Origin of the sequence: Kitasatospora sp. NPDC057512 (assembly GCF_042802135.1) — a bacterium.
In the GTDB taxonomy this organism is placed as follows: Bacteria; Actinomycetota; Actinomycetes; order Streptomycetales; family Streptomycetaceae; genus Kitasatospora.
In genome coordinates, this window is the sequence record NZ_JBHVET010000184.1 from 1 (window position 1) to 12,313 (window position 12,313).

Here is a 12,313-nt window from a genome sequence, read left to right on the forward strand (position 1 = left end):
AACCGCGGCCCCACCGACCGAGTGGCGTCGTCCGGGGTCAGTCGAGGAGGTTCTTGTAGATGCGGCCGTCTTTGATGATCACGGTGAGGTTCCTGTCCGGGTCGCCGAGCACGGTGAGGTCCTGGGTGGGGTCGTCCTCGACGAGGAGGACGTCGGCCCAGGCGCCCTCGGTGATCTGGCCGAGGATGGCCTCCTTGTAGGGGTCGCGCTCGCCGGAGAGCCGGAAGAGCTCGGTGTTGCCGGACGTGGCGATCCTCAGCGCCTCGGCGGGCTTGAACCCGAACTCCGTGGACAGCCGGGTCAGCATCTCGTTCTGCAGCCCGGCCTTCTCCGGTTCGAGCAGCAGGTCCGTGCCGAAGGCGATCTTCGCGCCCTGCTCCCGTGCCCACTGGAAGGAGTTCGCGACGCCCTCGCAGACCTGCTTGTTCTTCGCGGTGTTCTCCGGGTTGGCGTACTCGTGGTCGCTCTCGAGGAAGGGCTGGGTGCTCAGCCACACCCCGCTGTCCGCCATCAGCTTGACGGTCTCGGGGCCGGCGACCAGGTGGCCGTGCTCGATCGACCTGATCCCGGCGGCGATCGCGCGGCGGATGCCCTCGTCGTTGTAGACGTGCGCGCACACGTACGTTCCCCAGTCCGTGGCGGCCTCGACCGCGGCCCTGAGTTCGTCCGCCGTGTACTGCAGCACGTCCAGCGGGTCGTAGGCGGAGGACACTCCACCGCCCGCCATGACCTTGATCTGGGAGGCCCCCTTCTTCAGCTGCTCGCGCACGGCCGCGAGCACCTGGTCGCGGCCGTCGGCGACCCGTAGGAAGCCGATCTGCTCGGCGCGGGCGTGCGCCCCGCAGGAGAAGGTGTTCGCGTCCTCGTAGACGTGGGAGAAGTCGCCGTGGCCGGAGGTCTGGGAGATGGCCGCCTGGCTCGGGTAGATGCGCGGGCCGGGGAACGTCCCCGCGTCCAGGACCTGCCGCAGCGAGGTGACGTCGCCGGCCATGTCCCGGACGGTGGTGAAGCCGCGCATGAGCATCCGCTCGGCTTCGGCGAGCGCGTTGTAGTAGCCCGTGCCGGTGGCGCCGGTGGTCAGGCCCGCGAGGGAGGTCCCGGTCGCGAACAGGTGGACGTGGGCGTCGGTCAGGCCGGGCATGAGCACCCGCCCGCCGCCCTCGATGACGACGGCCCCCTCCGGCGGGTTCTCCACACCGATCGCGGCGATCCTGCGGTCCCGGATGAGCACCGACGTCGGCGGGGTCGGCCCGGAGCGCACGGCGTCGAAGACGCGCACGTTCTTGATCAGGATCGGTACGGGAGTCTGCTGGGTCACGGTCTTCCTCTCGTGGCGGGACAGTACGAGCCGACGGGATCCGCCGGCCCGACGGGATCGGGCGGGCGCTTGGCGCGTTGGCGGAGGCGCGGAGAATCGGGGCATGACGCACGGAACTGTTTCGCCGGTCCCGGCTCGCTCGGAGGGCGATCCTGCTGATGGCGTCCCGCTCGGCTTCACACGCTAACCCCGAGGTCGTGATCAAACGCCGTAAATCGGGCACGGGATCATCTGATGTCGTCGAGCCCACTCCTCGTACGATCAGGGGCGCGACGACTCGCCGCAGCGGGGTGCGCAGTAGACGCCCATCGGCCCCGTGGGGTGACAGGGATCGGGCGGGACACCGACGTTGCCCTGACGAGGACGACGGGACGACGGGAGGCCGGCGTCGAGGGGCCCGGGTTCCGCCCGCCGGGTGAACCCGGCTCCGGGGTCGAGTCCGGCACGCTGACGGCCTGTCAGGATCTGCTCGGACACGAACCACTCTGGCGACCACGGAGATGCCGATGACTGACAAGCCGCAAGAGGGCCACACGCAGCAGAACCTGCCCGGCCCGTACGACGTCGTCCTCGTCGGGGGGCGCGTGGTGGATCCCGAGAGGGAGATCGACGAGATCCTCAACGTGGGGATCACGGGAGAGCGGGTCGCGGCGATCTCACGTGAGCCGCTGGAGGGCACGACGGTGATCGACGCCGAGGGCCTGGTCGTCGCCCCCGGGTTCGTCGATCTCCACTCGCACGGCCAGCAGCTGCCCGCCGCGTGGATGCAGGCCTTCGACGGGGTGACCACCGCGCTCGAACTGGAATCGGGACTCCTGCCGATCGCGGAGTTCTACGACAACGTGGTCGCCGAGGGCGGCCGCCCGATCAACTACGGCGTGTCCGTCTCGTGGGTCTACGCCCGCATCGCGGAGAAGGAGGACCGGGAGCCCGAGGCCAACCTGGTCTGGTTCCAGGAGGCGTTCTCGCTCGACGGCTGGCAGAACAGCGTCGCCGACGACGACGAGATCCAGCGCATCATCGCCCGCGTCGAGCGGGGACTGCTGGAGGGCGGTCTGGGCATCGGCATCAACGGCGGCTACGCGCCGGGCTACGGGCGCAAGGAGTACCACGCGCTCGCCAAGCTCGCCGCGAAGCACGAGGTGCCGACCTTCACGCACGTGCGCTACCTCTCCGTTCAGGAACCGGACAGCGGCTTCGAAGCACTCGGCGAACTCATCTCCCTCGCCGCGACGACCGGCGCGCACATGCACATCTGCCACCTCAACGCCAACGCCGGCCGGGACGCCAAGGCCTGCGTGGAACTCGTCCGCGAAGCTCAGGAGAGCGGCGTGCCGGTGACCGTCGAGGCGTACCCCTACGGCGCGTGCTCCAGCACCGTGAGCGCGGAGGTCTTCCAGGGCGACTGGCTCGCACGCTGGGGAGTGGAGGACGCCTCGGCGATGGAGGTCAACGGCGAACCGATGACCCAGGAGAAGATCGACGAGCTGCAGAAGAACGCGCCCGGGACCGTCGTCAACATGCACTTCCTGCACCCCGACGACAAGCCCGAGGACGCCGAGCTCCTCGACCTCACCGTGCTGTACCCCGGGGCCGCGATCGCCTCCGACGCGATGCCGTGGGTGAACAAGGACGGCACCCTCGTCGAGGGCGACGTCTGGCCGCTGCCCACGGAGGCCTTCGCCCACCCGCGTTCGGCCGGCTGCTTCTCCCGCTTCCTCTCCCGCTGGGCACGCGGAGGCCCCGAAGGGGAGCCCAAGGTGTCGCTGATCGAGGCGATCCGCAAGACCAGCCTCATCCCGGCGCAGATCCTGGAGAAGTCGGTGCCGCACATGCGCGGCAAGGGTCGGCTCCAGGTCGGCGCGGACGCCGACATCGTGGTGTTCGACCTCGCCACCGTGCAGGACAACGCGACGTTCACCGAGCCCGCGCAGCACTCCACCGGCTTCCGGCACGTCCTCGTGAACGGCATCCCCATCATCCGGGACGGCAAGGAGCTTCTGGAGCAGCGCCCGGGCAAGCCGATCCGCCGGGACCTGGTCACCACCCTGCCCGGAATGCCGGGTGCCGGTGCGGCCGGGGGCCTCGAATCGAGCTGAGCCGCACGCATCGCCTTCAGTGATCGTGTTCCGCAGGGTGTCCGCGTGCGTGCCGATCTCGTCCCGGACGACCTGGGGGAGCGGGCGGGCCCCGTTGCCGCCACCCGCTCCCGAACGAGGACACCCCCATCCCGGAAGAGTTCGCGTTCCGGACAGGACAGCTCTCGCCGGCACCATGCACGTGCTGCGGACAGGGCTGCGGTGGCGCCGGCGTCACACCGGCCAGCCGTGGGTGGAGAGCCGGTTGCCGCAGGTGATCTCGCGGAGGGCGTGCGGGTCATGGGGTACTCCCGGTGGGCTGGTCGGCTTCGGCGGCAAGCAGGGGCAGGTAGCGGCGCAGGTAGGGCGGGACCTTGAGGTCGAGCACCTCGTCGAGGGGAACCATGCGGACGGCCAGGCCCTCGTCGCCGAGCCGCAGGTCGCCGGCGGGGCCGTCCCAGACGGCGTGCAGGACGCGGGTGAGCGGGAGGCCGAGGTCGTCGTCCGGGTCGGGGAGGGGTCGCAGGCCGGTGATCTCGATGCCGGCCTCCTCGCGGACCTCGCGCACCGCGCTCTCCCGGGCGCTCTCGTCGGTCTCCCGCCAGCCGCCGATCGGAGTCCAGTAGCCGGGCCAGGCCATGCCCGGTCTGTCCTCGCGCAGGTTCATCAGCAGTCGACCCGCACGGTCGGTGACGAAGACCAGGACGCCCTCGAAGTCGTCGTCGGCCGGTACGGGGCGCTCCAGGTAGAGCGGGACACCGGAGCGGTGGGCGCGCAGCACCTGCCGGAGCCGCTGGTACCGGGCGGGGGTCATCCGGGCGTGCCAGTCGTGGGCGGTCTCGAAGCGCCACTCGGTGTGCTCGGCCGGATCGAGGCGGATCCGGGCCTGCTTCTCGCGGGTGAGGACCCCGCCGTCGAAGACGAAGCCGCAGGCGGGGACGGGCTGCTCGGTGCCGGCCTGTTCGTGGATGACGGCGACCAGGCGCCCGCGGGTGACGGTCTCGGGGTTCTCCGCGGCGAGGTCGAGACCGAGCTCCTCCCGGGCCTCGCGCAGGGCGGTGGTGAACGGCGTCTCGCCGGGCTCGACGTTGCCGCCGGGGAAGTTCCACACGCCGGGGTCGACGGCGGAGCGCATCCCGAGGACGCGGCCCTGCGGGTCGGTGACCAGGAAGCAGCCGTAGGCGCTGGGTCGGGCGATGGTGGTGAGGTAGCCGCCGGCCGGGCGCCAACCGGGTACGGCCAGACGGCCGGTGAGCCACTCGATCACCGTACGCTGCCCTTCGCCTGTCGGCGGCAGCCGCTCGGGGTCGGCCCACTGGTGCCCGTCATGGTCGGGCGAGAGGACGACCGGGGTGCCGTCCGGCACGACGGCGGTGAAGACGAACTGGCGTACGCGCAGGCCCCGTTGGTTGCTGAGGTCCAGGTACCGCGCGTACTCCAGCGGCAGGCCGGTGAGCCCGGTCTCCTCGGCCAGTTCCCGCGCCGCCCCGGCCGGCACGGGTTCGCCGTCCTCCACGCCGCCGCCCGGGTACTCCCACAGGCCGGGCAGGACGTCGTGTGCGGCCCGGCGGATCATCAGGATCCGGCCGGAGGCGTCGCGGACCACCACGCCGACGCCGATCCGCTCGACGCCCTCGCGGAAGGCCAGCTCGGTCAGCACCTGGAAGTCGATCACTGGGCGGACTCCTCGGTCTCTCGGTGGGCGCATGGGACTGCCGCTGCGGCACTGCTCTCTTCAAGGCGCATACCCGGAAGTCGAGTTCAGGTATGTGCCGGGGGCGTTGCAGGCAATCGATGATGGAGCTGTTCGAATCCGGCGTTCAAGTGGACCGGCTCCGGGCGAGCCCAGGTCGAACGGGGACTTTTCGAGCATCCACGGCACAGGGCGGGGCAGCCGCCGACCGGCCTTGTCGCTCGTGACCAGCCTCGAATCGGTGGCATTCCCTCGCGAGGGTGAGGCCGGATCAGGCGGCTTGCCAGTGTCGACCGGGTGCACCACGCTGAGCCCAGAAGCACGAGGACGGCCGGCGAGCCCGGATCGCGCACCGACGAGTCTCCCGAGCCGCGCCGGTCCGTACGCCGGACACCCACGGACGGAAGGCTGGGCCATGCGGAAACTGATCTACGGCATGAACCTGACCCTGGACGGCTACGTCGCCGCGGCCGGCGACGACATCGGCTGGAGCGGACCGCCGAGCCCCGAGCTGTTCCAGTGGTGGCTGGAGCACGAGCAGGCGAGTGGCCTGACGCTGTACGGGCGCAAGCTGTGGAAGACGATGAGCTCCTACTGGCCGACCGCCGACCAGCAGCCCGACGCCACCCCGGCGGAGATCGAGTTCGCGCGGAACTGGCGGGACACGCCGAAGGTGGTGTTCTCCTCGACGATCGACGAGGTCGACTGGAACACCCGCCTGGTCACCGGCGACGCGATCGCCGAGATCACCCGGCTCAAGGCCGAGGACGGCGGCCCGATGGACATCGGCGGCGCGACGCTCGCCGGGGCGGCCATGCGCGCCGGGCTGATCGACGAGTACGTGATCGCCACCCATCCGGTCCTGGTGGGCGGCGGCACGCCGTTCTTCACCGCGCTGGACAGCTGGGTGAACCTGAACCTCGTGGAGACGCGGACGTTTCCCGGCGGCGTGGTCCTGACCAGGTACGAGACGAGGCGCTGAGCAGCAGGGTCCTCGGCCCCGGCGTCCGCCCGCCGCATCCCTGGAGCTGTTCCCCGCGCGGTGAGGACGTGCCGGGAACGCGCGGGAATGCGAGAGGACCCGGGAGCGTAGCCTGCTCCCGGGCCCCTGTTTGCCGCCCAATTGCGCACACCGGCACGTTTAAGGGTCGCGGATCAGGTTGAAATCGACGCGTTCTACCTTTGAACTACCGTGCCACGGAGCGGCACAGACAGGACTTGAACCCGCATTCGTCGATATTCGTCCGCACCCGGTCGATCCGGTGTTCGGCGGCGAATGCTGAGACTGGAGCGAGAGTCTGAGATTGACAGGGCCTGCCTCTGCCTGATTGGGCTACCCCGGCCGGTGGTGCCGGGGGGAGGGCTCGAACCTCCACTGTGACCCCTGGTCAGCTTCAACGTCAGTGTCAGCTTTTCGCACCGCGCGCGGGCCCACCCATCCGGCTTCCCAGGCAGGGGACTTGTCGCGCTCGGCGCACCCGCCCGGCTCCCCGGGCGGGCGATCATGAGGCTACCGGAACAGGTAGCCGAAGACGGCGTCACCCACCCGCTGGTCGGTGACCTCGACGGCGTTGGCCTCCTCGCGGGCGAACTTGACGGCCTGCTGGAGCTTCTCCACCCGCTCGGCGAGCTCGTTCACCCGGCGGGCCGGCAGCGCGCCGGAGAACTTGACCGTGGTCCAGTAGCCGACCGCGACGTCCTCGTAGTAGACCTCGACCTGGGCCGGGTGCTTCTCGGTCGCCTCGGCCTTGACGTGGTTGCGCGGCACCTTCTTGGTCCGGATGGTGCGCACCGGCTCGGTCTTCCAGGCGTCGGTGGACGGGTCGAGGTTCCACGACTCGGAGGCGTCCAGTACCGGTAGCTTCTTCACGAAGGTGAACAAGTCGGTGAGCTGCTTCTCCAGGAAGAGCAGGTACGGCACCGGAACCCGGGCGAGGAGCACCTGGCCGTCCACCACGACGTCGGCGCGGGCGTCGATGTTGGCCCAGTCCTTGGTGGCCGTCACGTCGAAGAGCCGGGTGAGGGTGTTCGCGGTGGACCGCAGGATGTCCTCGGCCTTCAGCTGCACCCGGGTCGACTCCGGCGGCAGCTGCTCGCCCTCCTCGTCCTTGGGCTGGTAGGCGCGGGAGATCCCGGCCAGCAGCGCGGGCTTCTGCAGGTCCTGGTGGGCCTGCGTCAGCTCCTGGAAGGACTTGGACTTGACGCCCTTTTCAACGGCGATGATCTGGTTCAGCTTTGCCACGTCCGGGACGCTATCAGTCCCGGACTGATCGGCGACACCCAATTATCGACTGACTGTTCGGCGCTCCCACGGGCTGCCTGACCTGGCGCCATGGTGCCGGATCCGCACGAAGGTTGAGCCGATCGCCGGCCCTCATGGCCTGACGGTCGGCCCGGAGCCCATGCATCAAGTGGACTTGAGTCCAGATTAGTATTGCAGTACACATTGATGCTCTGGCGTACCGATCGGGGGATCGGCTGATGAGCGTCCTCCTCCCGGCCGGGATCGCCTCAACCGGCAGTCCTGCCACGGCGGGGCCACTCCACACCTGAAACGGACCCATGGATCCACAACGTCCATCGATCAGACAGAACACCCGCGCCCGGAAGGTTGCCGGACAGCGCGACCGACGGCCCGATGACGCGGCGACCGCGGGTGTGATGCTCCCTCACGCCCGGGCGCTCCTGCGGACCGGTTCCTTCCTGCTGTCCCTCGCGCTGCTTCTGGCCGCCCTCATCCGCCCCGCCCACGGTGCGGCAGCCGAGCCGGAAGCCGGCTACAGGGATCGACTCGCGACGGTCATATCGAATCTGCGTAAGGGGCTGCACGGAACGCCCCACGACTACACGGTCACGGTCGGCGGGACGACCACGGAGGTCAGGAACGTCGAGCTGACGGGCACCGGCATCGCACTGCTCGACATCACTTCTCTCGGGCCCGAGGGCGTGGGAGGCGTCCAGCTGATCATGAGGGAAGCCGACTCCTACGTCATCGGATTCCACATCGACAGCCGGTACTTCTATCTCCGCAAGGACGGCGGCGCCATCGAGACGGACGGCCCTGGAACCGGTTCCCAACGGGTCGACCTCGGCTATGAGGGCAGGTACCAGGACCTGATGAAGCTCGAAGATCCGGACTACACCGTCGCGGAGTCCGACATCGAGAGAGCCGTGCAGGCGCTTGCCTTCGCGAAACCGGCGGGTGGCAAGGAACCGTACGGCGCTCTGCGGGGACCGCTGGGCGTCCTCGTCGTGGCAGTGGCTGAGTCGGCCAGGAACAGGGCGGTCGAGAAAGGCGTGCTGGACGCCCTCGCCGATCCATCCGGGAAGGGGCCCTTCCCCGTACGCGACTACAAGGACCTGATCCTCGAGTGGGGCAAGATGGGAAAGGCGATCGACGCTGGCGCCACCTACGAGGTGATGGGTCCGTACGGGAAGCAATTGGTGATGAACACCGACTTCCTGCGACGGATGCTGGCCATGAAGCGCCCATGCAAGGTCGCATCCCAGCTGTCCGTCCGCGCGGGCTCGGCGTGCTCGGACGATTCCGCCGCCGCCGTCGTCTCCATGGGCGACAGCTACATCTCCGGTGAGGGCGGCCGCTGGGCCGGCAACGGGGACTACCCGAGTTCCGGCTCCGGTCTCGGTACCGACCGTGCCGCGACGGACTGCACCGGGGAGGCCGCCGAAGCGGAGACCTGCCGCTACGACCTGACGAAGGTCTACGGCGACACCTCCTACCAGGGCGGCAACGGGTGCGACCGCTCGGACGTGGCCGAGATCAAGGGTGCCGACCTCTACGGCGTCCCGCCGGCGAACCGCTTCAACATCGCCTGCTCCGGAGCCGAGACGAAGCACGTCCGCAGCGAGGGATTCAAGGGCGAGGCGCCGCAGGTCCAGCAACTGCGCGAGCTGGCGAAGAATCAGGCGGTCAAGGTGATCGCGCTGTCCGTCGGCGGGAACGACCTCGACTTCTCCGGGATCCTGACGCGTTGCGCCCGGCGGTTCCTGCTCGGCCAGGGCGCCTGCCGCGACGGTGAGGACGGTCCTCTGAAGAGCAAGTTGGCGGGCCTTCAGGGCAGCGTCGAGGGCACGGTCGACGACATCCGCGCCGCCATGCGGGACGCGGGGTACGAGGACGGCGACTACACCCTGGTCGTCCAGTCCTACCCGAGCCCGTTCCCGCAGCCCCTGGGCATGCGCGAGACCGGCGACACCTACGATCGGTACACCAAGGCGGGCTTCCCCTTCTACGACGAGGACGCCGCCTGGACCAATCGCACCGTCACCCCGGCGATCTCCGACGCCCTCAAGAAGGCCGCGGTCGCGAAGAAGGCGGTCTTCCTCGACCCGCGGTCCGCCTTCGCGGGGCACGAGCTGAACTCCAAGGACGCCAGGACGGCCGGGGTGGAGAACTCCCCGCAGTCCCCGCTGGCCGCCGACGCGGCCGAGTGGGTGCGCTGGGTCGACCACCTGCCCGGAGTGCCCAGCACGCGCAAGCAGGGCGAGGCGCAGGAGTTCGTCCACCCGAACGCCTTCGGGCAGCAGGCACTGTCGCAGTGTCTGAGCCAGACGGTGCGGCAGCACGACGCACGCCCGCAGTACGGCACGTTCGCCTGTGACGGACGGGCCGGGGCGGCACCGGGTGCGGTGACCGTCCGGCACACCGGTCTGGAGAACCGGGACCCGTGGGACGTGCCGAAGCTGACGGTGATGCCGTTGGGCGACTCGATCACCCAGGGAGTGGGCAGCGCCAACGACAGTCTGGGCTACCGCAAGGAGCTGTGGCAGGCGCTGAAGGACCACACCGGCAGCCTGGACTTCGTCGGCTCCCTCAAGCACGGCGACGGCGGCTTCGACGGCGACCACGAGGGCCACTCGGGCTGGCGGATCGACGAGTTGACGGACAACGCCGGCTACCCCCAGGGAGACCTCGACGCCTGGCTGCCGGCGGCGAAGCCGAACGTGATCACGCTGATGGCGGGCACCAACGACCTCAACCGCGGCGCCCCGACCACGCCGCAGGATGCCCGCGACCGGATGGACACCTTGCTGGGGAAGATCCACGCGATGGCGCCGGACGCGACGGTGGTGCTCGGCTCGGTTCCCCCGACCGACCCCGCCATGCCGTGGGCGCGCTTCCAGCCGCTGTTCGACGCCTACAACAGGCTCCTGCCGCCGCTGGTGGACACCTGGCGGGGCAAGGGCATGAAGGTGCGCTTCGCGGACATGGGCGCCGTCACCGCGGGCGACATGAGGGGCGGCGACGGCCTGCACCCGACCCCGAGCGGCTACACGAAGATCGCCGACGCCTTCTACGAGGGGGTCGCCGCCGCGGCCGCCGACGGCTGGATCACCGAGAACGTCGAGGTCAAGCCCGCCCCGTACAACGGGGGCGTCCTGGGCGACGGCCCGGTGGACATCGACGGTGACGGCAAGGCCGACTACCTGGTGGTCGGCGACGACGGCTCGGTCGAGGCATGGCTGAACCGGGGCACCGACGCCAAGGGCGGCGGAGGCTGGCAGAGCGTCGGAAGGATCGCCGCCGGGGTCGCGCCGGGCCGCAAGGTCCGCTTCGCCGACCTCGACGGCGACGGCAGGGCCGACTACCTCGTCCTGAACGACGACGGCTCGGTGCAGGCCTGGCTCAACCGGGGCACCGACATGCCGGGGGGTACGGGCACGCCGGGCGGTGGCGGGGGCATGGACCCGTCGACCGGCTCCGGTGGGACCACGGGTACGGGCACGCCCGGCGGTGGCGGGGGCATGGATCCGTCGACCGGGTCCGGCGGAACCACCGGCACCGGCACGCCCGGCGGAGGCGGTTGGCAGGCCGTCGGCACGGTGGCGGCCGGTGTCGCCCCCGGCGGCAAGGTCCGCTTCGCGGATGTCAACGGCGACGGGAAGGCCGACTACCTCGTGGTCGAGGACGACGGCTCCGTCTCCGCCTGGCTCAACACCGACGGCCGGGGCGGCTGGAACGGCGTCGGGCGGATCGCGGCCGGAGTGGCCACCGGGGACAAGGTCCGCTTCGCCGACTTCGACGGCGACGGCAAGGCCGACTACCTGGCGGTCGGAGACGACGGCTCGGTGAGCGTCTGGCTGAACAAGGGCACCGACATGCCCGGCGGAGGCGGCTGGAGCGCTCTCGGAAAGGTCGCCGCGGGCGTCGCGCCGGGCGGCAAGGTCCGCTTCGCGGACGTCGACGGCGACAAGCGGGCCGACTACCTCGTGGTCGGTGACAACGGTTCGCTGGACGCGTGGCTCAACAACGGAGGCGACACCGCCGAGCGCGGCTGGACCGAACTCGGCCAGGTCGCCACCGGTGTTGGTCTGCCGAGCAAGTACGTGTGGCTGGGCGACGTCGACGGGGACAAGAAGGTCGACTACCTCGCCAGCAAGGGCGGTGGGGTTTTCGACCAGTGCATGCTGTTCAACCGGGGCGGTGACGGGCGCGGCGGCTGGGAGGAGCCGGTCCCGAAGGAGCCCTCCTGCGACCGAGGTCTCGATGAACTCCCTTACTCCACGCCGTACTTCACGGACTTCGACGGCGACGGCAAGGCCGATCACCTGGAAGTGATGCCGGACGGCAGTCTGATGTACTGGAAGGGTAGCGGGAAGGGCGGCTTCGTCCTGGACGGCGCTGCTACGGTCGCCGCCGGGGTCGCCCCCGGCAGGAAGGTGCGCCTCGCCGACTTCGACGGTGACGGGAAGGCCGACTACCTCGTCCTGGAGGACGACGGCTCGGTCGGCGTCTGGCTGAACAAGGGCGGTGACGGGCGCGGGGGCTGGGAGGCCATCGGCCGGGTCGCCGCCGGCGTCGCCCCGAGTGGCAAGGTGCGCTTCGCCGACGTCAACGGCGACGGACGCGCCGACTACCTGGTCGTGGAGGACGACGGCTCGGTCAAGGCGTGGATCAACAACGGCGGTGACGGGCACGGCGGTTGGCGGGACCTCGGGCAGATCGCTGCAGGTGTCGCCCCCCGCGACAACGTGCGGTTCACCGACTTCGACGGCGACGGCAGGGCCGACTACCTCGTCCTGGCGGACGACGGCGCGATGAGGGTCTGGCTCAACCACGGCGGCGACGCCCCGGGCTGGATCGAAGCCGGCCGGATCGCCGCCGGTGTGGCTCCGGCCCACCGGGTCCGGATCTGACCCCTCCGGGCTCCGGACCCGATCCCTCCGCCACGATGGCCACGACGGCCCCGGCACGGCACCGCC

The 12,313-nt window shown here is 70.2% G+C and carries 6 protein-coding genes; 3 read left to right on the forward strand and 3 right to left on the reverse strand.

Annotation, left to right across the window (positions count from 1 at the left end; genetic code table 11):
- Positions 1–37 precede the first annotated feature (37 nt).
- A complete protein-coding gene (locus ACFU6K_RS14950; protein WP_380663215.1) occupies positions 38–1,318 on the reverse strand; it encodes an amidohydrolase family protein in 1,281 nt (426 codons plus the stop codon).
- Between the two features lie 506 nt (positions 1,319–1,824).
- Between ACFU6K_RS14950 and ACFU6K_RS14955 the strand changes: the two genes are divergently transcribed.
- Complete coding sequence (locus ACFU6K_RS14955; RefSeq protein WP_380663217.1) at positions 1,825–3,417, forward strand: amidohydrolase family protein; 1,593 nt, start codon at positions 1,825–1,827, stop codon at positions 3,415–3,417.
- A 277-nt stretch (positions 3,418–3,694) separates the two neighbouring features.
- On the opposite strand, the gene ACFU6K_RS14960 is transcribed toward ACFU6K_RS14955, so the two are convergent.
- Positions 3,695–5,071, reverse strand: a complete 1,377-nt coding sequence (locus ACFU6K_RS14960) for an NUDIX domain-containing protein (RefSeq protein WP_380663218.1) — start codon at positions 5,069–5,071, stop codon at positions 3,695–3,697.
- Positions 5,072–5,504: 433 nt separating this feature from the next.
- Here ACFU6K_RS14960 and ACFU6K_RS14965 point away from each other — a divergent pair, with 433 nt between their 5' ends.
- Positions 5,505–6,071 carry a dihydrofolate reductase family protein gene (locus tag ACFU6K_RS14965; protein ID WP_380663220.1) on the forward strand — a complete coding sequence of 189 codons (567 nt, stop codon included), beginning with the start codon at positions 5,505–5,507 and terminating at the stop codon, positions 6,069–6,071.
- Between the two features lie 528 nt (positions 6,072–6,599).
- Here ACFU6K_RS14965 and ACFU6K_RS14970 read toward each other — a convergent pair.
- On the reverse strand, positions 6,600–7,331 hold the full coding sequence (locus tag ACFU6K_RS14970) for a hypothetical protein (protein WP_380663221.1): 732 nt from the start codon (positions 7,329–7,331) through the stop codon (positions 6,600–6,602).
- 419 nt (positions 7,332–7,750) lie between these two features.
- Here ACFU6K_RS14970 and ACFU6K_RS14975 point away from each other — a divergent pair, with 419 nt between their 5' ends.
- Positions 7,751–12,247: an FG-GAP-like repeat-containing protein gene (locus ACFU6K_RS14975; RefSeq protein WP_380663223.1), complete on the forward strand. Its 4,497-nt coding sequence runs from the start codon at positions 7,751–7,753 to the stop codon at positions 12,245–12,247.
- Positions 12,248–12,313 lie beyond the last annotated feature (66 nt).

Coding starts and splice junctions, on each gene's coding strand:
- ACFU6K_RS14955 (WP_380663217.1), top strand. CDS start 1,825: ATGACTGACAAGCCGCAAGAGGGCCACACGCAGCAGAACCTGCCCGGC.
- ACFU6K_RS14965 (WP_380663220.1), top strand. CDS start 5,505: ATGCGGAAACTGATCTACGGCATGAACCTGACCCTGGACGGCTACGTC.
- ACFU6K_RS14975 (WP_380663223.1), top strand. CDS start 7,751: ATGCTCCCTCACGCCCGGGCGCTCCTGCGGACCGGTTCCTTCCTGCTG.